The organism is Pseudomonas sp. XP2, assembly GCF_053557975.1.
In genome coordinates this window covers 134,589-156,311 of sequence record NZ_JBNRIK010000012.1, presented here as the reverse complement: position 1 = coordinate 156,311, position 21,723 = coordinate 134,589, and the positions used below count along the sequence as shown (strand labels likewise).

General features: G+C 63.4%; 21 protein-coding genes and 1 riboswitch. Of the genes, 6 read left to right on the top strand and 15 right to left on the bottom strand.

From position 1 onward, the window contains the following. Positions 1-22: 22 nt before the first annotated feature. A complete protein-coding gene (locus ACK1VC_RS15265) occupies positions 23-2,149 on the bottom strand; it encodes a TonB-dependent receptor (RefSeq protein ID WP_191087485.1) in 2,127 nt (708 codons plus the stop codon). Positions 2,150-2,258: 109 nt separating this feature from the next. Beyond that, positions 2,259-2,466: riboswitch (cobalamin riboswitch) on the bottom strand. 160 nt (positions 2,467-2,626) lie between these two features. On the opposite strand from ACK1VC_RS15265, the gene ACK1VC_RS15260 reads away from it, so the two are divergent. Further along, positions 2,627-3,373: an outer membrane beta-barrel protein gene (locus ACK1VC_RS15260; protein WP_016485995.1), complete on the top strand. Its 747-nt coding sequence runs from the start codon at positions 2,627-2,629 to the stop codon at positions 3,371-3,373. Between the two features lie 132 nt (positions 3,374-3,505). Here the strand turns inward: ACK1VC_RS15260 and ACK1VC_RS15255 are convergent, their stop codons facing one another. The 3 genes from ACK1VC_RS15255 to lpxO form a co-directional block, all read right to left on the bottom strand. Then, positions 3,506-4,075, bottom strand: coding sequence for a GNAT family N-acetyltransferase (locus ACK1VC_RS15255; protein ID WP_060518786.1), 570 nt, complete (start codon positions 4,073-4,075; stop codon positions 3,506-3,508). A gap of 78 nt (positions 4,076-4,153) precedes the next feature. After that, positions 4,154-4,498, bottom strand: coding sequence for a carboxymuconolactone decarboxylase family protein (locus ACK1VC_RS15250; RefSeq protein ID WP_013973174.1), 345 nt, complete (start codon positions 4,496-4,498; stop codon positions 4,154-4,156). A 113-nt stretch (positions 4,499-4,611) separates the two neighbouring features. Further along, on the bottom strand, positions 4,612-5,511 hold the full coding sequence (lpxO, locus tag ACK1VC_RS15245) for a lipid A hydroxylase LpxO (RefSeq protein ID WP_060518784.1): 900 nt from the start codon (positions 5,509-5,511) through the stop codon (positions 4,612-4,614). Between the two features lie 158 nt (positions 5,512-5,669). Between lpxO and thpR the strand changes: the two genes are divergently transcribed. Continuing rightward, a complete protein-coding gene (gene thpR, locus ACK1VC_RS15240; protein WP_095114832.1) occupies positions 5,670-6,215 on the top strand; it encodes an RNA 2',3'-cyclic phosphodiesterase in 546 nt (181 codons plus the stop codon). Between the two features lie 7 nt (positions 6,216-6,222). Here the strand turns inward: thpR and ACK1VC_RS15235 are convergent, their stop codons facing one another. The 4 genes from ACK1VC_RS15235 to ACK1VC_RS15220 all read right to left on the bottom strand — a co-directional run bounded on the left by ACK1VC_RS15235 (position 6,223) and on the right by ACK1VC_RS15220 (position 10,945). Continuing rightward, positions 6,223-8,655: a TonB-dependent siderophore receptor gene (locus tag ACK1VC_RS15235; RefSeq protein ID WP_095114833.1), complete on the bottom strand. Its 2,433-nt coding sequence runs from the start codon at positions 8,653-8,655 to the stop codon at positions 6,223-6,225. A 93-nt stretch (positions 8,656-8,748) separates the two neighbouring features. Continuing rightward, positions 8,749-9,723 (bottom strand): FecR domain-containing protein, encoded by a 975-nt coding sequence (locus ACK1VC_RS15230; protein ID WP_191087486.1) that lies wholly within the window; start codon positions 9,721-9,723, stop codon positions 8,749-8,751. Continuing rightward, a complete protein-coding gene (locus ACK1VC_RS15225; protein WP_016486001.1) occupies positions 9,720-10,226 on the bottom strand; it encodes a sigma-70 family RNA polymerase sigma factor in 507 nt (168 codons plus the stop codon). The genes ACK1VC_RS15230 and ACK1VC_RS15225 overlap by 4 nt, the downstream gene beginning before the upstream one ends. 122 nt (positions 10,227-10,348) lie before the next feature. Further along, positions 10,349-10,945: an NAD(P)H-dependent oxidoreductase gene (locus ACK1VC_RS15220; RefSeq protein WP_016486002.1), complete on the bottom strand. Its 597-nt coding sequence runs from the start codon at positions 10,943-10,945 to the stop codon at positions 10,349-10,351. A 91-nt stretch (positions 10,946-11,036) separates the two neighbouring features. Here ACK1VC_RS15220 and ACK1VC_RS15215 point away from each other — a divergent pair, with 91 nt between their 5' ends. Then, the gene (locus tag ACK1VC_RS15215; protein ID WP_016486003.1) at positions 11,037-11,636 is read left to right on the top strand and encodes a TetR/AcrR family transcriptional regulator; all 600 of its coding nucleotides are present in this window, start codon (positions 11,037-11,039) and stop codon (positions 11,634-11,636) included. A gap of 128 nt (positions 11,637-11,764) precedes the next feature. Here the strand turns inward: ACK1VC_RS15215 and ACK1VC_RS15210 are convergent, their stop codons facing one another. Next, on the bottom strand, positions 11,765-12,670 hold the full coding sequence (locus tag ACK1VC_RS15210; protein WP_060518777.1) for an AraC family transcriptional regulator: 906 nt from the start codon (positions 12,668-12,670) through the stop codon (positions 11,765-11,767). Between the two features lie 181 nt (positions 12,671-12,851). Here ACK1VC_RS15210 and calA point away from each other — a divergent pair, with 181 nt between their 5' ends. Continuing rightward, on the top strand, positions 12,852-13,904 hold the full coding sequence (gene calA / locus ACK1VC_RS15205) for a vanillin reductase (protein WP_060518776.1): 1,053 nt from the start codon (positions 12,852-12,854) through the stop codon (positions 13,902-13,904). Between the two features lie 141 nt (positions 13,905-14,045). On the opposite strand, the gene ACK1VC_RS15200 is transcribed toward calA, so the two are convergent. After that, entirely contained in the window at positions 14,046-15,362 is a 1,317-nt protein-coding gene (locus ACK1VC_RS15200; RefSeq protein ID WP_145914430.1) for a hypothetical protein, read from the bottom strand. A 205-nt stretch (positions 15,363-15,567) separates the two neighbouring features. Here ACK1VC_RS15200 and ACK1VC_RS15195 point away from each other — a divergent pair, with 205 nt between their 5' ends. Further along, complete coding sequence (locus ACK1VC_RS15195; RefSeq protein ID WP_449117976.1) at positions 15,568-16,767, top strand: sugar transporter; 1,200 nt, start codon at positions 15,568-15,570, stop codon at positions 16,765-16,767. A 173-nt stretch (positions 16,768-16,940) separates the two neighbouring features. On the opposite strand, the gene ACK1VC_RS15190 is transcribed toward ACK1VC_RS15195, so the two are convergent. The 3 genes from ACK1VC_RS15190 to ACK1VC_RS15180 are packed head-to-tail and all read right to left on the bottom strand — an operon-like array spanning position 16,941 to position 19,378. Then, a complete protein-coding gene (locus tag ACK1VC_RS15190; protein ID WP_191087488.1) occupies positions 16,941-17,525 on the bottom strand; it encodes a LysE family translocator in 585 nt (194 codons plus the stop codon). A gap of 50 nt (positions 17,526-17,575) precedes the next feature. Further along, positions 17,576-18,406, bottom strand: a complete 831-nt coding sequence (locus ACK1VC_RS15185; protein WP_016486009.1) for an AraC family transcriptional regulator — start codon at positions 18,404-18,406, stop codon at positions 17,576-17,578. Positions 18,407-18,454: 48 nt separating this feature from the next. Then, positions 18,455-19,378, bottom strand: coding sequence for a LysR family transcriptional regulator (locus tag ACK1VC_RS15180; RefSeq protein ID WP_016486010.1), 924 nt, complete (start codon positions 19,376-19,378; stop codon positions 18,455-18,457). 111 nt (positions 19,379-19,489) lie between these two features. On the opposite strand from ACK1VC_RS15180, the gene nfsB reads away from it, so the two are divergent. Then, complete coding sequence (nfsB, locus tag ACK1VC_RS15175; protein WP_095114837.1) at positions 19,490-20,143, top strand: oxygen-insensitive NAD(P)H nitroreductase; 654 nt, start codon at positions 19,490-19,492, stop codon at positions 20,141-20,143. A 51-nt stretch (positions 20,144-20,194) separates the two neighbouring features. On the opposite strand, the gene ACK1VC_RS15170 is transcribed toward nfsB, so the two are convergent. Continuing rightward, entirely contained in the window at positions 20,195-20,737 is a 543-nt protein-coding gene (locus ACK1VC_RS15170; protein WP_023048832.1) for a WYL domain-containing protein, read from the bottom strand. A 117-nt stretch (positions 20,738-20,854) separates the two neighbouring features. Continuing rightward, complete coding sequence (locus tag ACK1VC_RS15165; RefSeq protein ID WP_191087489.1) at positions 20,855-21,652, bottom strand: SDR family NAD(P)-dependent oxidoreductase; 798 nt, start codon at positions 21,650-21,652, stop codon at positions 20,855-20,857. Positions 21,653-21,723: the final 71 nt, after the last annotated feature.

Below are 21,723 nucleotides of genomic sequence, written 5' to 3'. Positions count from 1 at the left end.
AGGCCGTTACAGGCAACTCAGGTCAGAAGGTGTAATCAACCGTCGCAAAGTACGATCGTGGCATCCCCATCAACCACTGCTGCCCACTGAACGCCGACTGCACATATTCACGATCAGACAGGTTGTTCAACTGCAACCCCAACTTCACATCCGGCAGCACCTGCCAGGCGATGTTGGCATCGACCACGGCGTAGCCGGGGGCACGTTGGGAATTGGCAGTATCGGCATAACGCTCATCCACGTAGCGCACACCCACGCCGGCCTCTACCTGCTGGCCGAAGCCTTTGCTCAGCCACAGGTTGGCGGTACGCCGTGGCACGTTGGCCGGCCGGTTGCCGGCACGGTCCTGCGCTACACCGCCGACCATCTCGTCGAAATCGTCATACCTGGCGCGTACCAGCGATGCATTGGCCGACACCTGCCACTGATGCGCCAGTGCCAGTTCCAGGGTTGCCTCAAGGCCATCGGACGTCTGCTGCCCAGCCTGTTGTTTCTCGTGGGTGATCGGGTCGTCCACCAGCAGCTTCTTTTTGACGATGTGGTAGGCGGCCAGCGTCCATTCGCCACGGCCGTTCCAGAAGCGCTGCTTGAGGCCAACCTCGGTCTGTTTCGCCTCGGTCAGGTCATAGTGCATCTGGGTGGGGCTGAGGCTGATGAGGTTGTTGACCCCCTCCTGGCTGGTGGAGTACTGCCCGTACAGCGCCAAGTCATCGGTGACTGCGAACACCAGCCCGGCGCGCCAGTTGCCACCTTGCAGGCTGCGGTCGCTGCGGTTGTCGTTGGCCAGGTTGGTGCGGTCGATGTGGTTCTGGTCGCGGCGCACCCCAGTGACCAGCGACAGCCGGTCGCTCAGCTGCAAGCGGTTCTCGGCGAACAGAGCGAAGGTGTGGGTGCTGGACAAGGTTTGCGGGCGCAGTGGCGAGGCGCTGTGGAACCCGCCCGGTTCTGGCTGCCATGGGTCGATGTAGTCACCGCCCACATCGTTGTAGGGCGCGTTGCTGTCGACGTTGAAGCGGACCTTGTTGTATTCCGCGCCGACCACGGTCTTGCTGGCAAGGCCGAACAGCCTGTGGTCAAAGGTGAAGGTCTGGCGGTCGCCGAACTGTTCCTGGTTGTGCTTGATCTCCAGGTAGCTGCCGCGCTGCAATTGCTGGCGCTCGGCGTCCCAGCTGTAGTCTTCGGCATTGCGCCAGTGGCGGCGGCTTTTGATGTAGTACAGCTGGTTGCTGGCGCTGACGTGGTCGTTCAGCGTCCAGTCCGTGGTCAGCCGGGTCCACTCATCGACGTAGTGCTGCACGTCGTTCTGCACGTTGTAGTTTTTATTGCGCAGGCTGCTGCGGTAGTGGCCGTCGATCAGCGGGGTGCCGTAGTAGTTGGCAGGCTCTGCATCACCACGGTCGTGGGCAAGGGTGAAACTGAGGTCGTCACTGGCATCGAAACGCAGCGCGGCACTCAGGGCCAGGCTGCGCGATGTGGTGCGGTCGACCCAGCCGTTGCCGGCCTGCTGGTTAAGGGTCAGGCGATAGCTAAGGCGCTCGCTGAGGCTGCCGCCGCTGTCCAGGCCGAGCTGCTGGCGGTCCCACGAGCCGTAGCCCAGGCGCAGGTGGTTGCGCACCTCGCCGGCAAACGGTTTTTTCGGGATCACGTTGATCACCGCGCCGGTGGCGCCTTCGCCATGCAGAACCGAAGCCGGGCCGCGAATGACATCGATACGCTCGACCATCCACGGGTCGACCGGGAACGTCTGGGTGCCGGCACCGGTGTACAGGCGTGCGCCGTCGAACAGGGTCATCACCGAACTGTGACCGGCAAAGCCGCGGGCGGACAGGCCTGTGCCGCCGTCGCCGGGGGAGCCGACGAAGGTGATGCCCGGCGACCGCGTCACCGCATCCTGCACGGTGAGGTTGTTGCGCTGCTGAATCTGCTCGGCGCTGATGCTGCTGGTGCTGGCCGGTGTTTCCAGGGCACTGAGGCCGAGGCGCGAGCCTGCCTGGGTCGGCGTGGCCAGGTCGAGGGTGCGGCTGTCGAGGGTGTCGGTGATGGCCGTGGAAGGCAAGGCCAAGGGCTGCCGGTCATGGCCATCGGCCAGGGCCGGGAGGGCGACGGCCAGGCAGGCCGCCAGGGGGTGAAGCTTGAACATACGGGACATGTCGTTCCACTGCTGCAGGAATGAATGGATCCCGGTGGAAAACACGCAAAGGCGAACCATGCAGGCAGGCGCGCGCACGGATTCCGGCCTGCGCCCGCCCACCGCGGGTTGCCAAGTGAAGCTCCAGGCCGGTCTCCGGGCTTGCGAGGGGCATGAAACCTTCACCTTCCCATGCACGTGCACAGTGGTATCTCGAAGGGTTCACTCGCTTACCGTTGCGGGGGCAGCGCCGGACTTGTCATGGGTAACATGACGCACCGGCTTCCCGTTTCACCCTGCGCGCGGCGGCGAAGGGCACCTGAAACTGGCGCGCATCTGACCACTGAAAGGCTAAGGCGTCAAATGTTGGCGTGCCATGAATACGCCGATAAAACACAGGGTTGCGTGTTTTTACTGATTTTTTTTCGAACTTTTCGTGTGGCGTTTGTCTCGAACCGCGCGTTCGTCTTTCGTTACCAAGTCATGGAGACTTTACGCATGCCTGCTCGTCATCTGTTGCGCCACACCTGCCTGCTCGCCTTGATCGCCGCACCGCTGGCCGCCACCGCCGCACCCAGCACCGACCCGCTGTTCACCATCGGTCTGCAGGGCGCCTACGACAAGTTCAAGTTCGAAGGTGGCAGTGAAAGCGACAAGGAACACATGGGCCAGGGCGGTGTGTTCGCCACCTTCGGCAACAAGCTGACAGCCGAATCCGGTTTCATCTACCAAATCGGCGCCGAAGCCAAATACGGCAAGAAGAACGACAACAAGCTCAAGGAAGCCCAGGCTGACCTGGACCTTGGCTGGCGTGCGGCGCTGGACGCTCGCAACTTCGTCGATGTGACCGTGGGCGGCGGCTACAGCTGGTCGCGCTTCGAGCCGGAAATCAACGACCTTGATACCAAGCTCACCGTGAAGTCGCCCTTTGCCAAGGCGGCGCTGGGCTACAACCACCAGTTCGACGCCTCGACCCTGCGGGTTGAAGTGGGCGCGCGCCACACCCTGGACGGCCGTGCGCGGCTGAAAGTGGACGACTTTGGCAGCGACACGGTCGACCTCAAAGACCGCACCAACCCGTACGCCGAAGTGACGTTGCTGATGAACCAGCAGGGCGCTTTGCCGGTGCAGGCCGGGGTGTACTACACCCGCACCGAATACAAGCTGGACGAAGATTCGCCAGTGGCAGACAACACCAAGCTCAAGCGTGACGAGTTTGGTGTAAAGGTGGGCTTGGCGTTCTGAAGCTGAGCGTTTAGCAGGCCCGGCCTCTTCGCGGGTGAACCCGCTCCCACAGGGACCGCACAGCCTTTAGGTGCTGCGCAGTACTTGTGGGAGCGGGCAAGCCCGCGAAGGGGCCGAACCTGCGAGAGAAGGTTAGCGCCCGCGACGCCGCGACACCCGTGCCTCGATGTTCTTGCGCCCGATCAGCAGCGGTGGTTTCTCCACCACCGGCTCCTCTGCCAGCCACTTGTACATCACCAGGCAGTCCACCAGCCCCAGGCGGGCATGGCGATAAGCCTTGGGCAAGCGGCCGACCGTTTCAAATCCCAGCCTGTGCCACAGTGCCACCGCAACTTCATTGCTGGCCACTACCGAGTTGAACTGCAGGGCCAGAAAGCCCTCCTGGCGCGCCAGCTTCTGCGAGTGCTCGCACATCAGGCGTGCCACACCTCGGCCGCGTGCCTGTTCGCACACCATATAGCCGCAATTGCCCACGTGCGCGCCAGGCCCGGCGGCATTGGCCTTAAGATAATAAGAACCCAGCAGCTCGCCATCTTCTTCGGCCAGCAGCGTGTGCAATGGCAGCTCCAGCCACAGCTGGCGGGCCTGATCGATGCTCAGCTCGGGGTCAAAGGCGTAGGTTTCACGGGCCTGGACAATGGCCTGGAAGGTGGGCCAGAAGCGCTCGAAGTCTTCGGCTGTCATAGGGCGAACGTGGATCATGCGGGCTCCTGCAAGGGCTGGGCCGCCAAGTCTGTGGGGCGCGGCGCCGTCGCGCAAGGGCGACGACGCCGTTTGGGCCTAGCCGTTGGCCTTGCCCACCGCATCCATGGCTCGCGCCGAGTACACCAGCGCAGCACCGGCGTTCATCGCCACGGCGACGCCGAGGGCTTCGGCAATTTCCTCGCGGCTGGCCCCGTGCTTGACCGCCTGCTGCGAATGCACGGCGATGCAGCCGTCGCAACGGGTGGTCACGGCCACGGCCAGTGAGATCAACTCACGCGTCTTGGCGTCGAGGTGGTTGGTCTTGGCCCCTGCACCGCTGGCGGTCATGTAACCGGCCACGGTGTCGGGGGAGAGTTGCTTGAGATCGCCGATGCCGGCCATCAACTGCTTACGGTAGGCGTCCCAGTCCATCATGCTCATCGTCTTCACCTTGTGGTGGTTGCGAGTGGAGCTTTCAGGCTAGTCGAAGAGTGACACCTGCGAGGCTTGTACTTTGGTGGGTGTGCAGCAGCACTTGTGGGCGCGTTGAGCCTTCAAATGTAGATGAACACCAGCACCAGCGCTGCAACCACCGCCCACTTTTCCACGTAGTAGCGCAGGCGGTTGCGCTTCTTCAGCGCTTTGCCGCGTTCACGGATCTTGTAGATGCGGGTGAACAACCGGTTGATACCGCCGGTCTTGTCGCCGGCACCGTTGGGCGCGGCGGCGGCGGCCATGACGTTGCGGCTGAACCAGCGGTTGAACGCAGTGGCCCAGCGGTACTTGAGCGGGCGCTCGACGTCACAGAACAGGATGATGCGGTTGTGCTCGGTCGTGTTCGCCGCGTAGTGGATGTAGGTCTCGTCGAAGATCACGCCCTCGCCATCGCGCCATGAGTATTTCTCGCCGTCCACGTCGATGTAGCAACCGTCATCGTTCGGCGTGTCCAGGCCCAGGTGATAGCGGTACGAGCCGGCATACGGGTCACGGTGGCGCACCAGCTTGGCGCCCGGCGGCAGGGTAGCGAACATGGCAGCCTTGACCGTGCCGATGCTTTGCAGCAGTTCGGTGGTGCGTGGGCAGAGGGCCATCGCCGAAGGGTGGCTTTCGCCGTACCACTTCAGGTAGAAGCGCTTCCAGCCAGTCTTGAAAAACGAGTTGAAACCGACGTCATCGTAGTTGTCGGACTTCTTGATTTCGCCCACGTGCAGCAACTGGCGGCCTTCCTCGCGGATTTCCTGCCAGTGGTCTTGCAGCGGCTTCAGTTCGGGGAAGGCTTCGACCGGCAAGTACGGCTTGGCCGGGAGCTTGGAAAACAGGTACAGGAAACTGTTGACCGGGGCGAGGAAGCTGGAGTGGTCGCCCAGCTGGCGAGTCAATTTGTGGCGAACCCGACCGCGCAGGTGCACGTAGGCAATCGAGAGGGCGAAGATAAGTACGAGTGCAATTTTCATGGACGTTTACTTGTCGAAAAATGGCCATGCGTCATGGCATAAGCTCGCCAGCATAAACAATCATGGGGGTAGTTTGTACTTATTGTTACGAAACACCGGGGCGACATTGGTGTAATGCCCTACAGTCTTGCGCAAACGTTTCATGTCAGGGAGTTGGTATGGTTCAGGATATACGCCCCAGCGGTAGCCCGTTCAAACGGCTGTTCTTCGCCTTGCCGGTCAGCGATGCCCAGCGCCATGCCTTGGCTCAGTGGCGCCGGGCGCTGAACCTGCGCAGCGGCAAACCCGTCCCCGCGGCCAACTTCCATGTCACGCTGTTGTTCCTCGGCGATGTGGATACCGCACAGGTGCCGGCGATCTGTGCGGCAGTCGATCAACTGACGTTGCCAACTCTGGCACCGCGGCTGTTGCTTGACCGTTTGCAGGTGTGGCAGCGGGCCGGCGCGTTGGTGCTGGAGGCACAGCAGACACCGCCGGCCCTGTTGCAACTGGTGTACGGCTTGCAGCAGGCACTGCTGCCGTTGGGGGTGGAGGCGGCCAACCGTGAGTATCGGCCGCACTTGACCCTGTCCAGGGATTACCACGGGCAACCACCCGAGGCCAGCAGCGCGCCGGAGTTCTACCTCAGCGCGCGCCACTTCACGCTCTACGAGTCGCGCAAGGGCGCTTACTGGCCCTTGGCGCAGTGGCCGCTGGCAGACTGACCCAGGGTCAGAGTTGCGGGGTGTACTTGACCGTCAGCATGAAATTGCGTGGCTCGCCATAATTGTTGCTGCCATTGAGCTGGTTGAAGCCTGCAACCCAGTACTTCTTGTCGAACAGGTTGTTGGCGTTCACGGCAAGGTTCACTTCGGAGGTTAGCTGGTAGGCCAGGCGTGCGCTCCAGACGGTATAGCCAGGCACGGTGTAGGTACGCTCGTAGCCGAGGGTGTGGCTCTGGGTGGTGAAGCCCAGGCCGGTGCTCCAGCGCTGGCCGTCCAGTGGCAGGGTGTAATCGGCCCATGCGCGCAGCATGTGCTTGGGTGTCCACTGGCTGAAGGTGCGGCCTTTGTCGTCAGGGTCATCGAGGAACTTGGTGGTGTTGTAGGTGTAGCCTGCGAACAGTTGCAGGCCACTCAGCACTTCGCCGCTGATTTCGGCTTCAACGCCTTGGCTGCGCACCTTGCCCGCTGCGGTGGAGCAGTACCAGTCATCGCAAGCGAAGCCCGAGGCTACGTCGGTGACGGCGCGGTTTTCCTGGTCGTAGCGGAACAGTGCGATCGAGGCATTGACCCGGCCGTCGAGCAGTTCGCCTTTCAAGCCCGTTTCGTAGTTGCTGCCGATCACCGGTTTGAGCGGCGTATTGCCCACAGCGCGTTCGGTTTGCGGTACGAACACGTCGGTGTAGCTGGCGTACCAGGCCCATTCGCGGGTCAGGTCGTAGACAAAGCCGGCATAAGGGGTGACTTGGCCCGTTTCGGTCATGCGACTGGTCGGGTAGCGGGTACCAGGGTCGGTCAGGCTGTCAAAGTCGATCGAATCCCAGCTGTAGTCGAACCAGCTGACACGCGTGCCGAGGATCAATGTCAGATCCTGGGTAGGCTTGATGCGCCAGGCGCCGTACAGGCCTTTCTGGCGGATGTCGTAGCTGGCCCTGTTGGCACGTGCCAGTTCGCCCTCGAAGACGCTGTCGCGGCTGGGTTCCGGGCGGTCATGGTCGATGTCGAAGATGTTGCCGCCTGCGTCGAAGTTGCGCCAGTAGGCATCATCCGAGGTCAGCTTGGAATAGTTGCCACCCACGGTGATCTCATGGGCCAGCGAACCTGTGTCGAAGTGGCCCACCACGTTCATGTCCAGGCCCAGTTTGGTCGAGTGAAAATCGGTGAGCCAGTCGGCGTAGGTGATGCCGCTGCCGTCAGGCGCAACGCCTTGGCGGGTGCTCTGCACGCGCTGGTGGGTGGATGTGTTGGTTTCATCCATGCGCACGGCAGCGGCCTTGAAGGTCCAGTCATCGTTGAAGCGGTGTTCAAGGTCCAGGTAGTACGTGGTGACGTCGGTTTCTGCGCGGCTCCAGCGGGCGCCGGTGTAAGTCGAACGCGGTAGTTCGACCGGTTTACCATTGGCGTAGCGTGGGAGGCCGCGCAGCATCGGCCGGGACTGCTGACGGTTGTAACTTATGCCGCCGCCCACTGTCGTCGCATCGGTCAGGTCGATGTCCAGCGCACCGTACAGCGAATGGTTTTTGCTCCAGACATAGTCGATGAAGCTGTCGCTTTGGTCTTCGTCAGCGACAAGCCGCCCGCGCACACGGCCGTCGGTCGTCAGCGGGCCGCCGGCATCCAGTTGCAGGCCATAGTGGTCCCACGAGCCGGCTTTGCCTGTCAGCGTAACGGTCGGCGCCGCTTGGCCCCGCTTGCGCACCAGGTTGATCGCACCACCTGGGCTGCCTGTACCTTGCAACAGGCCCGAAGCACCACGCAGCACTTCCACGCGGTCGAAGAACACCAGGTCCTGGGTTGCCCAGTTGCCCAGCGAATAGTTGTTTCGCGGAATCGGCACACCGTCGTACTGCCAGTCATCAATCTGAAAGCCACGCGAGGTCACGACCACGCCAGGGCCAATGCCCTGCGCGCCTACAATGCCCGTGGTGTGGTTAAGCGCGTCCTGCAAGTCGGTGATGCCCTGGTCATCCAGTTGCTTGCGCGTGATGACAGTGACAGATTGGGGAATCTCTTTGAGGGTATGCGTGCCTTTGCCCAGGGTCACCGCGCGGGCAGCATACGACCCGGTGCCTTCGCTGGTTGCATCCACATAGTTGTCGGTGATGCTGGTGCTGCCCAGCTCCATGACGTCGCTGCCCAGGTTGCCGGGCGCCACACTGAAATGGCCCTCGGCGGAAACCCGCAACTGCAAGCCGCTGCCGGCCAGCGCAGCTTGCATGGCCTGCTCGGCACTCATCTGGCCGACCACGGCAGGTGCCTGCTTGCCGCGCACCAGTGCTGGCTCCAGCGCGATGATGTGGCCGCTCTGGCTGGCGATGCGGTTGAGCGTGTGAGCCAGGCTGGCGGGTGGCAGGTCGAACACTTGGGTTTGCGCCTGGGCAAGCACGTTGTAGCTGACCAGGGCAGCGACCAGGGGCAGAGCGCGGGGCAAGGGGTTGTACACGGATTACTCCCGAATAAAGTGGCTGTCAGGAGGTATGTGGGATGAGCAAAGAAAACTTGCCACGATTGCGAATGATTTCGATAAATATTTTTATCAAGCGGTTTTCACGTCGATCAATATCAGCCACGGGCCATAGCGCGCCACGCTGATTGGCAGGGCCTCGGCCAACGCTTTGAACGCCTGCTGTGGCTGGTCCAGAGGAAATACGCCCTGTACCCGCAGATCGCGTGTCGCTGGGGCGAGCCGGATGTAGCCGCGCAGGTAGGGGCGCAGCGCGTCAACCACTACATGCAGGGGCTGGTCGAGGACCTCAAGGCGGCCCTCAAGCCATGCAGCCCGTTGCTGTTGCTCGCCCGTCAGCCGTTCTATGGTGTTGCTGCGCAGCAGGGCAGCCTGCCCTTGGTGCAGCTCCGCCCACTGTCCATCGGCCAGACTGGCGCGGACACTGTGCTGCAGCACCACGACCCGGGTGGCGTCTTGTTCCTGGCTGACCAGAAACCGTGTCCCCAAAGCCTGTACTTGCCCTTGTGCGGTACGCACGCGCAAAGGCCGCAATGGATCGCGTGCAACCTGAATCAGCAACTCGCCGTGACGCAGCATCAGAAGACGCTGCCCGGCATCGAACTGTACGTCTACCGCACTGGCGCTGTTCAGGCTCAGGCGGCTGCCGTCTGCCAAGGTGAAGCTGCGCCGCTCGCCACGGCCTGTGTGCAGGTCGGCCAGCCAGCCTTGGGCGGTGTCGCTGCGCCATCCACCCCACAGCGCCGCGCCGAACAGCCCCAGACTGGCCATGGCGCCAAGTACCTCACGCCGTGAGCGAGTAGGCTGCATCAGCAATCGGCGTGCCTCTGCTGCTTGGCCAGGGGCACGTTGATCCAGGGCGAGCAACGCGGCGAATGGATGGCCAAGGCGTTGCTCCAGGCGGTTCCAGGCTTGTTGGTGAGCGGGGTCTTGCTGCAGCCACAGCCTGACTCGTTGCAGCAGCGCCGGGTCAGGCGTAGCGGCCCTGAGCTCGACCATCCAGTCGATGGCTTGCTCGCTGACCCGGTCCAGGGCAGGCCTGCTCATGCCTGCAGCTCACACAGGTAACATTGGCGCAACGCCTGTTTCATGTAGCGGCTGACAGAGCGTTCGCTGATCTGCAGCTTTGTCGCGATGTCGGCGTAGTGCATGCCATCGAGCTGGCTAAAGAGGAAGGTGGCTTTGACGAGTGCCGGCAAGCCGTCCAGTGCCTGATCGATGCTCACCAGGGCCTCGATCAGCAGCAGTTGCTCCTCGGCCGATGGCGCTACGGCCTCCGGCAGCCGCGCCAGGTGTTCCAGGTAGGCCTGCTCGAGCTGGCGACGGCGATGGCGGTCGAAGATCAGCCGACGGGCGATGACGGTTAGGTAGGCGCGAGGCTGCTGGATGCTGTCTGGATCGACGCGTGCACCGAGCATCTGGCAGAACGCTTCGGCGGCGGTGTCCTCGGCGTCGGCGTGGTTGCGCAGGCGTTTGTGGATGTGCTGGAGCAACCAGCGATGGTGGTCGCTGAAGAAAAAGCCCAGTTTACGGGTCGATGTGCTGTCCAACGCCTGGCTTCCGGTTGTGAGTGTGAATCGTTCTCAATGGTAGCCGGGTCATCTGATTTCCTGCAATGGGCCGGTGTGCAGAACCGAGCTGCCGCTACTTGAGTAGCGGCACTGCGCACAGTTCAGGCTGCGGCCTGGCAATCTGCAAACAGTTTTTTGCCCAAGGCGTGTGCATGGTGCAAGTGGGGAAGCTGGTCAGGCCCTTCGCTGTCATCCAGCAAGGTGGAACTGAGTACCTCGGCGCCGCAATAGTCGAAGATGCCGTGCTCGATCTGCACGCGCATCGCCTCGCCATACCCGTGCCGTTCGAAGGTGCCTGTATCGGCACCCGCAACGCCGATCAGGTGAACCTTCATGCCACGCAATTTCTTCACCGTGGCGCCTTCTTCATAGTCGAACGCCCAGCCATTGCTGAATACCCGTTCGACCCAGCCCTTGAGCAGGGCCGGCAGTGACCACCAGTAGACCGGATAGACCAGCACCAGGGCATCGGCGCGCTCGATGCGTGCCTGCTCGTTGAGTACATCAGCCGGCGGTGCTGCCAGCCGGCGGTGCACGGCATGGTCTGCCAGGCTGAAGCGGGGGTCGAAGCCTTCGCTGGCCAGGTCGGCGATTTCGCTGCTGTGGCCGACGCTGGCCAGGCCGTCGGCAACCTGCCGGGCCAGCGCGTGGGTGAGGGATTGCGGGTCATGGTGACCGACGACGATCAGAGCGTGCATGGTGGCTCTCCATTCAACGGTGCAGGGTAGCCTGAAGCGTTATATACTCCAGGTAAGTTACTCTTAGTAAGTTACTTTTGGTAGGTAATCGATGTCAAGCAACGATCAAGCCCGTTCCCGCAAGCGCCTGAGCCGCGACGACCGACGCAGGCAGTTGCTGGACATGGCCTGGCAATTGGTGCGGGAGGAGGGTACCGATGCCTTGAGCCTGGGCCGCCTGGCTGAACAGGCGGGGGTAACCAAGCCGGTGGTCTATGACCATTTCGAGACCCGCAACGGGCTGCTGATGGCGCTGTACCAGGAATACGATGCGCGTCAGTCGCAGATGCTGGCGCAAGCCTTGGCCAGCTGTGAAGCCAGCTTGGCCAGCCGCGCCCGGGTGATTGCCGAGGCCTACGTGGACTGCGTGATGAGCCAGGGCCGGGAGATACCCGGGGTGTCGGCAGCGCTGGCCGGGTCGCCGGAACTGGAGGCGCTGAAACGGGCGTACGAGCAGCCGTTCCTGGACAAGTGCCGCGAAGCCTTGGCCGGGTTTTCGCCCAGCGGCAATGTAGGGGTTGCCGGCATGCGCCTGCTGGTCGGGGCAGCGGATGCGCTGTCCCAGGCGGCTGCAGCGGGAGAGCTGGAAGCCGGGCAGGCCAAGGCTGAGCTCAAGGCCGCCATTATCGCCATGGTCGAACGGCAAACATGAAGCGCATGCGACCATTGTGTGTGGGCGCACCCGCGAACACCGGCATAGCCGGTGCCATCCACCGCGTTGTCTGCTTCGCGGGCGCGCCCGCTCCCACAGTGATCGAGCATGCTTGATAACTGGCTTCGCTACACAGGCAAGCTCTGATAGGGCTGTTCATCCCCCGGGCTGCGCTCGAACTGGCGCTTGTACTCGCGGCTGAACTGCGAGGTGCTCTGGTAACCCACCCGGTGCGCTGTTTGCGCCACCCCCAGGCCTTCACCGATCAGCATCTGCTGCGCCTTGAGTAGCCGCAAGCGCTTGAGGTACTGCATCGGTGCCATGTCGGTGCAGCGCTTGAAGTGTTCATGGAAGGTCGAAACGCTCATGTTGGCCCGCGCGGCCAGTGCCTCCACGCTCAGCGGCTCGGCGTAGTGCTCGCGCAGGTGGGCGAGGGCGGCGCCGATGCGGGCAAAATGCCCCTGTTGCTCCACCAGTGCTCGCAACACACCGGCCTGCGGGCCGCGCAGCGCGGTATACAGCACCTCACGTACGCGCGCCGGGCCCAGCACCTTGGCATCAAGCGGGTCCTGCAGGCAGTGCAGCAGCCGTTCCACACTGTCACGCATTGGCGCATCCAGTGCCGCCGAGGTCATCGATTGCGGTGTTTGCGCCTGTACTGCAGCGTCCGGCACCAGGCCCATGCTCTGCACCAGTTCACCCAGCACGCCACGGTCGATGTCCACCGCCACGCCCAGCAATGGCGCGTCAGGGGTGGCGAAGGTTTCGCACATGAACGGCACCGACAACGCCTGCACCAGGTAATGCCCGGCGCCGTACTCCAGGGTGCGCGGCCCCAGGCGCGCCAGCTTGCTGCCCTGGGCCAGGATCATCAGGCTGGGTTCGTAGATCTGCGGGCTGCTGGCCACATAGTGGTCCCAGCTCAGCACCTGTACCTGGGGCAGGTGCGTGGGCACAAAGCCCGGGCGCGTGGCGAGGCTGCGGATCAGCGTACAAAGTGGCGAATTGGCGTCGACGTGGCGGGTCAGTTGCATGTTAAACCAAGGGCAGAGGATCAGACAGCTTAATCATCGCAGATTAAGGGGATGGCGCGAGTTATCAGATGGCATCTTCGGATAATCAGGCATGGATGCCGGAGAATCTGCCGTGGGCGTGACGCGGTTGGACGCGCAAAATGCGTCGCCTGAATCGTTTCACTTCCCTGCGAGGACCTGCATGTATACCGCCATCGGTTACGCCGCCCAAACCCCTTCCAGCCCTCTGGCCCCCATGACCTTCGAGCGCCGCAGCCCGCGCCCGGACGACGTCGCCATCGACATCCTGTACTGCGGCGTATGCCACTCCGACATCCACCAGGCACGCAACGAATGGGGCATTGCCGTGTACCCGCTGATGCCTGGCCACGAGATCATTGGCCGGGTCACGGCGGTGGGCGCCAAGGTCACCGCACACAAGGTGGGTGACTTGGTTGGCGTCGGCTGCATGGTCGACGCGTGCCGCCATTGCGAAGCCTGCGCCAAGGACCTGGAGCAATACTGCTCGGAAGGCCCGACCATGACCTACGCCACCCCGGACCGGGTCGACGGCAGCAACACCATGGGCGGTTACTCCAGCAGCATCGTGGTCAGCGAGCACTTCGTGCTGCGCATCCCGGCCGGCATGGACCTGCCCAGCGCCGCACCTATACTGTGCGCCGGCATTACCACCTATTCGCCGCTCAAGCATCACGGCGTCGGTCCGGGCCACAAGGTCGGCATCCTCGGCATGGGCGGGCTGGGCCACATGGGCATCAAGCTGGCCAAGGCTCTGGGTGCGGAAGTGACCCTGTTCACTCGCTCCCAGGCCAAGGCTGAGGAAGCCCGTCGCCAGGGTGCCGACCATGTGATCGTGTCCACCGACCCCGAGCAGATGCACGCCGCAGCTGGTCGTTTCGATTTCCTGCTCGATACCATTCCGGTGCAACACGATCTCAACCCGTACCTGGAAACGCTGAAGTTCGATGGTGTGCACATCCTGGTTGGCCTGATCGAACCGATCGACCCGCCCGTGCATGCGGCCAACCTGGTGTTGAAGCGCCGGGTGCTGGCGGGGTCGTTGATCGGTGGCATCGCCGAGACCCAGGAAGTGCTGGACTTCTGCGCCGAGCACGACATCCGCTGCGATATCGAGATGCTGGATATCCGTAACATCAACCAGGCGTATGAGCGGATGATCGCCGGTGATGTCAAGTACCGGTTCGTGATCGACATGGCCACGTTGCAAGGCTGATTGATCGGCTGCCTGTCCTGGCCTCTTCGCGGGTAAACCCGCTCCCACAGTTGCACCACGGCATTCACGCTATGTGCGGTCCCGTGGGAGCGGGTTCACCCGCGAAGGGGCCAGTACAGGCTGCAACAAATCCTGGTTCTGTTACCAGACCATCGCCTTGTCCCACCCCCGCCAGAACAACCACCGCCGCACCTCGCCATGTGCCCCGGTGCCGATCTGCCATTCAGGCCGCCCGTTATCCAGCGCAATTACCGACACCACCCCCGCGTGGCTAGCCGCCACCAGCGTTTGCCCGTCGGCGCTGATATCCATCGCACTGATGGTCGAGCCCAGGTAATGCTGCCAGTGTTCCGTACCGTCCTCGCCAAACGCCCGCAGGTAGCCATAGGCATCCCCCACAATGTACTCGCCATTACGCGCTACGCCGGCGTATACCCGCGCGCCATCCTGCAGCAGTGGGGTACGTGGGTCCTGGCTGTAGTAGTCGGTTTCCAGCCCCGGCAAATCGGCGACGTTTACCCCCAACGTGGCGCCGCTGTAGAAATGACAGGCATTGAGGGCCAGGTGGTCACCCGCGCGGTTGAACAACGCGAAGTGCGGGTACTCGCTGCCAGGGCCGATGTCCGCCAGCAGCCTGAGTTGCGCGTCCAGCACCAGGTGCCGGCTGCCTTGCTCACCCACCACGATCAGCCGGCCATCCGCCGACACCGCGCCATGCTCCATGCTCAGCCCCAGGCTGATGTCGTCCGGGTCGGTGCCTTCGGCCAATTCATCGAGCACGCGTGTCTGCTGTGGCAGCAGGCGAGTCGCACCCTCGGTGGACAGCACGAAGATACCTTCGGCACTCACCAGCAGCACGCGTTGGCCATCCGGGAAGGGGATCAGCGCGGTCGGGGTGGGCGGCAGGTCGAACGGTTCGAACGGGTAACCTGGCGGCAACCCCTCCAGCCCGGTTGGCCAGGCCAGGCGCTGCACGTGTGGGCCGCCCCAGCCATCGGTCACACGCACGCCTTCGGCGTTGGCCAGGGCGAAGTAGCGACGGGCCGGGCAGCGGCCAAAGTGTTCGATGCCGATGACCGGGGTTACCTCTTGGTGGCCGATACGCACCACATGGCCCTTGTCGTAAGGCATGCCGATGCGTGCCAGCAGGCTGCCATCCTCCAGCAGCAGGACATTGCTGATGCCTTGGCCGTGGTCTTCGAGCAACGGTACCAGGGGGTGGTGCGCAGGTGGCCAGGCTTCGCGGAAGGCTCGACGCTGTTGTTCGTCGGCGCCAGGGTGATTGGCTGCCTGCAGGGCTGTCAGCCAGGCGTCCAGCAGGTGCCCGGTGGCTGGCGCCTGCGGCTCTTCAAGATTGTCCCAGCCTTGCGCACGGCCCTGCGCGACGTAGTCATTGACGGCCTGGGCATAGGCAATGACTGCCTGCTGCCACTGCTGCTGGGGGTGCTGCTTGTCCATGAGCGGATCGGGCTCCTTGTTGCACACGCGTTTCACACAAAGCGCGCATGGTACTCCTTCTGCCTGCCTTGCGGTTGTGAGGCCCCGGGTTGACGCGTACCATGCCGTGCATTCCTATCAATAACAGCGCGTACGTCGGCACCCCTGCAAGCGGGTGGCTGGCGTGCGAACTGTTGCCTTGTCTGCGGAGAAGCGTTTTCCACCCATGAACGGACCCATACCCACCCACATGCCGCCCGCGGCCGGCAGCGGCAGCTGGCTGAGCGTCATCGCCCTGGCCCTGGCGGCCTTCATCTTCAACACCACCGAGTTCGTCCCGGTGGCGTTGCTCAGTGACATTGGCCGCAGCTTCGACATGAGCACCGCCCAGGTCGGGCTGATGCTGACCATCTATGCCTGGGTGGTGGCGCTGGCCTCGCTGCCGATGATGCTGCTGACCCGCAACATCGAACGGCGGCGCCTGCTGTTGTTCGTGTTCCTGGTGTTCATCGTCAGCCACTTGCTGTCGTGGCTGTCGCAGAGCTTTGCCATGCTGCTGGTCAGCCGTATCGGCATCGCCCTGTCGCATGCGGTGTTCTGGGCCATTACCGCCTCGTTGGCAGTACGCGTGGCGCCACCTGGCCAGCAGGCCAAGGCGCTGGGCCTGCTGGCCACCGGTACCACCCTGGCCATGGTTTTGGGCATTCCGTTGGGTCGCGTGGTGGGCGAGGCGCTGGGCTGGCGTGTTACCTTCCTTAGCATTGCCGGGGTCGCGCTGGCCACCATGCTGTGCCTGATGAAGTCGCTGCCGCTGCTGCCCAGCCAGAACTCGGGCTCGTTGCGCAGCCTGCCAATCCTGTTCAAGCGCCCGGCGCTGGTGATTACCTACCTGCTGGTGACGCTGGTGATTACCGCTCAGTTCACCGCCTATAGCTATATCGAACCGTTTGCCCTGCACGTGGCGCAGATTGGCGGTGAGCGCACCACGCTGTTGTTGTTGCTGTTCGGCGGTGCCGGGGTATTCGGTTCATTGCTGTTCAGCCGCTACGGTGACCGTTTCCCCCATGGCTTCCTGGTAGGCTCGATCGGCTTGCTCGCCGCATGCCTGTTGCTGATGTTGCCCCTGTCGGGCAATTTCTACGCGTTCGCGGCGCTGAGCATGTTCTGGGGTGTGGCGATCCTCAGCTTCAGCCTGTCGCTGCAGTCCAAGACGTTGAAGCTGGCATCCGATGCCACCGATGTGGCCATGGCGCTGTTCTCGGGTATCTACAACATCGGGATTGGGGGCGGTGCGCTGCTGGGCAGTATTGTCAGCAGCCAGATGGATGTGGCGGATATCGGCCTGGTGGGCGGTAGCGTGGCGGTGGTCGGGCTGGTAATGGCTGTTGCCAGCACCCGGCGCTTCCGCGAGGCGCTGACGCACTGACCCAATGGCCAGCGGGCTTTTTGTAGGAGCGGCCTTGTGCCGCGATGGGCCGCAAAGCGGCCCCGGCAATGTCTGCGGCGAAGCTGACATCTTGGGGCCGCTGCGCGCCCCGATCGCGACACAAGGCCGCTCCTTCAGGTGCCCCGTAGACCCGAGGGGATACCGCTTGATCTTCAAGCCAGTACGGCAGCCCAGGCAGAAATCAACAGCACCCCCGCCAACACCTGGTTGAACAGCTGCAACCGCCGCGGTGCCTGCAACCACCTGGCGCTCCCCACCCCCAGCACCGCCCAGGCTGCCATGCACGGCAGGGCGATCAGCAAAAATACCAGCGCCAGTTGCCACACCGGCAATGACGGCGCTGCAAATACCCCGACCACCGCCACAGCCATCAGCCACACCTTGGGGTTCACCACCTGCAGCGATGCGGCGCTGAAAGCACTGAGCCCTTGCGCGGTGGCCGCTTGCAAGGGGGTGGCGGCACTGCGCAGCATCTTCCACGCCAGCCAGCTTAGCCACAACACGCCGGCCCAGCTCATCAGCTGTTGGGCCAAGGGGTGACGCAGGAGCAGCTCACCCAGCCCTAGACCGACCATCAACACGATTGCCGCTGCCGCGCCACAGGCCGCCACGATTGGCACCAGGCTCGCGCGCAAACCTGCGCGCGCGCCATGGACCAGGATCAGCAGGTTGGTCGGCCCCGGGCTGATGCTGGCAACCAGGGCGAACAGAATGAAAGGCAACAACGACTGCGACATGGTTCATGGCTCCGGAAAATCGAAGCACCATGCTCGCTGCCTTCAGGGGTTCAGTCTGGAAGGTTTGAGCAGCGCCTGCGGTAGTCGGCAGGGGTCAGCCGGTAGGCCCGACGGAACCAGCGCCCCAAGTGGCTCTGGTCGGCGAAGCCCAAGGCCACGGCCACATCGGCAGGCGTCTGGCCCTGGGCGAGCAGGCGCCGTGCCCGGGCCAGGCGCAGCTGGATCAGGTAGGCATGCGGTGCAATGCCGAACGCGGCCTTGAATGCACGGGTCAGGCGAAAACGGTCGATGCCACAGGCCTGGGCCAGGTCTTCCAGGCCGACGTCGCGCTCCAGGTGGGCGTGCAGGTAATCACGCGCGCGCTGCGCGCTCAGCGGCAGGCGCGGGTCGGGGTTGATGCGTCGGCGCCAGTGCATGTGGCGGGTCAGACAGGCCAGCAGGTCGTCCATGGCCGTTTGCCGCACGATGCGCAAGTCCCGGTCGTGCACGGTGCAGAAGGCGAGGGCGGTGGCCCGCGCCAGGCGCTCATCGTGGCACAGGGTATCGGCAAAACTGGGCAGGCTGTCGCCCGGTGTGTGCTCGAACAGCGACCGCAGCTGTTGGTCTAGCCAAGCGGGCTGCAGGTACAGCGTCGAATAGGTGAAGCCTTCTTCGGTGGGCGCCAGCCCATCGTGGATGTCGCCAGGCTCGAGCAAGAATACCTGCCCCGGCGTGCTGCGATGGCGCACCCGACGGCAGTTGAACTGCTGCACGCCCTGCTCGGTTACGCCGACCAGAAAGCTGTCGTGCCAGTGCGGGTCGTAGGCATGTCCGACGAAATGCGCCCGGACCGATTCGATGCCGGTATCGGCGTCTTGCTTGAGGTCGATCCAGTTGCTCATGAACGTGTGCCGTTGGGGTAAATGGCTACCTTAGCGCAACCCCCCGGCTCAGTCTGGAACGATTGTGCAGCCGTTGGTCAGTGCCCGATCACGCAGGGCCTCGAAGCGCTCGCGCAGCCACAGGTGCAATTGCGAAACTGCCGGTGTGAGCTGCTTGCGATGCGGGCAGACCAAGGTGACCGGGGTAGGTTCGCCGAGCAGTTCGGGCAGGACGATTTCCAGTTCACCGGCCGCAATGTTGGCGCTGACATCCAGCCACGACTTGTAGACGATGCCTTCGCCTTGAATGGCCAGGCGACGGATGACGTCGGCATCGTCACTGACCAGCGGCCCGCGCACCTGCACGGTACGGTTGCCCAGCTGCCACTTGTCGTATACCCGGTTGTGCTGCATGTACAGCAGGCAGGCGTGTTGCTGCAGGGCGTCGGGGCTGAGCGGGCGGCCGTGGCGGGCCAGGTAGTCGGGCGATGCGACCAGCACTCTGCGGTTCCAGTCGGCCAATGGCAGAGCGATGTAGTTGGCATCCTGGTTCAGGCCATAGCGGATGGCCACATCCACCGGGTCGCGGTTGAGGTCGGCAATCTGGTCGGACAGGAAGAAACGCAGTTGCAATGCCGGGTGCTCGCGGCGAAAAGCGCTGAGCCAGGGCAGCAACATGTTGCGGCCCATGTCGGAAGGTGCCGACACCTGCAGGGTGCCGCGCAGGGTATTGGGGTTGCCATGCAGGTCTTCATGGCCCTGGCGCAAGCTCTCCAGCACATTCAGCGCGGTGGGCAGGTAGCGCTCGCCCTCGGCGGTCAGGCGCAGGCTGCGCGTGGTGCGGGCGAACAGGCGTACATCGAGGTCGCGCTCCAGGCGCTTGATTGCTGCGGCCACCTGGCCCGGCAGCAGGCCGGCTTCATGGGCGGCGGCTGTGAAGCTGCCCAGTACGCTGCTGCGGGCAAACAGTTCGAGGTCGGCAATACGCAGCATGTTGCATTTTCACTCCGTGGATGAAAGTGTTGCTGCATTGTGCCGGTTTTTCTTTTGTACTGGAAAGATAAGATACACGCCACATACACCGTTGATTCCCGGAGTTGTTGCATGGATACCGTCTCGCTGGCCAAGCGCCGCTACACCACCAAAGCCTACGATGCCTCGCGCCGTATTCCCCAGGCCACTGTCGATGCCTTGCTTGAACAGCTGCGCCACAGCCCGTCCTCGGTCAACTCACAGCCGTGGCACTTCATCGTTGCTGATACCGCCGAAGGCAAGGCCCGCCTGGCAAAGAGTACCAACGAGGGTTTTGCCTACAACACACCCAAGCTCCTCGATGCGTCGCACGTGATCGTATTCTGCACCCGCACCGAAATGACCGAAGCGCACCTCAATGCGGTGCTTGATCAAGAGGCTGCCGATGGCCGTTTCCGTGACGAGCAAGCCCGCGCCGGGCAAAACCAGAGCCGCCGCCATTACGTCAACCTGCACCGCTATGACCAGAAGGACGTGCAGCACTGGATGGAAAAGCAGACTTACCTGGCCTTGGGTACGGCGCTGCTGGGGGCAGCGGCGCATGGTCTGGATGCAACCCCGATCGAAGGCTTCGACAGCAAGGTGCTCGATGCTGAGCTGGGCTTGCGTGAGCGTGGCTTTACCAGTGTGGTGATCCTCAGCCTGGGTTATCGCAGCGAGTCGGACTTCAACGCCGGGCTGAACAAATCACGCTTGCCGGCTTCGCAAGTGTTCACTTTCTTGTGAGATTACCGGGGCCACAGACGGCCCCGCCTGACAATGAATTTTGCTTGCCAGTCAATAACTGCCATCGTGCAGTGCCAGGCTCTGGCGCAGCTGTTCGAGCATGGCCACACGCAGCGCCAGCGGGGCCTGGATGCGGATAGAACCTGCTTGGGACAGCAGCCAGCCCATCAGCGCCCGGTTGTCGGCCACGGTAGCGACCAGCACGGCGCCGCCGCTCGCTTGCGGTGTCAGTTGCATGTCTGCTGACAGGGGTGATTGTTCCAGGCGGCGGGCCAGCGCGTCATCGACCCAGGCATGCAGTTCAACGTGGTCCGGGGGGGTAAGCACGTCGGGTTGCAGCTGCTGCGCTTCGCTCAGGCTCAGGCCCGGTTGCCAGTACCAGCCGTAAGGCATGCCTTTACTGTTGCACTGCAACGGGAACAACGCGGCAAGCTCGACCAGGTCGCGTTCGACGGTGCGTTTGCTGGTGGTATGGCCCACGGTTGTCAGGGCGGCCTGCAACTGGGTAGAGCTCATCCCGGGGTGGCGGCCGGGCAGCAACTTGAGCAGCTGCCACTGTCGGGCGATGGTATGGCGGGTTGGGTGGCTGGGCAAAGGCTTCGTCCTTGAAGGCAGGCGTCAAACCTGCCTGGATAGTGGCGTATAGCTATTGCGCAGCATACCCTCTCATAGAATGGGATCCAAGTTTTCCCCGAATGCCGCCAGTTGAATTCAGATAGCGAGGCTGTCGACCACGCCGCCGTCGACCCGCAGGGCCGCGCCGGTGGTGGCGGAGGAATAAGGGGAGGCGAGGTACACCACCAGGTGGGCAACCTCATCGACATCGGCGACGCGCTGGATGATCGAGCTTGGCCGCGCGGTGCGGACGAAGTTGTCCGCCTCTTCACGAATGCTGCGCCCGGAAGCCTTGGCTGCATCGGCCACCATCGCGGTCACGCCATCGGTCAGGGTCGGGCCCGGCAGCACTGCGTTCACGGTAACCCCGGTGCCGGCCAGACGCTTGGCCAAGCCATGGGAAACGGCCAGGTTGGCGGCCTTGGTCACGCCGTAGTTGATCATGTCGGCAGGAATGGCGACACCCGATTCCGAGGAAATGAACAGGATCCGCCCCCAGCCGTTCTCGATCATGCCCGGGGCATAGTGGCGGGCCAGGCGCACACCGCTGAGCACGTTGGTTTCGTAGAAGCGCGCCCACTCGCTGTCGTCTACATCGAAGAAGTCGACGTCGTCGTAGATGCCCAGGTTGTTGACCAGGATGTCGGCCCGTGGGTGGGCAGCGAACAGGGTTTCGGCACCGGCGGCGGTACCCAGGTCGGCGACCACGCCGTGCACCTGGCCACGCCCACCTTGCTTGCGCACTTCGGCGAGGGCGGCGTCCAGCGACTTCTGGCTGCGGCCGGCAATGACCACGTCGGCATTGACGCGGGCCAGGCCACGGGCGATGGCCAGACCAATACCGCCGGTCGAGCCGCTGATGATGGCGGTGCGTCCGCCGAGGTCGATGTTCATGGGATGGCTCCTGTAAGTGAGTTGCAGTGATGCAAGCCATTCTAGTGAAGCACGCAGGTTGGCAAGCGCGA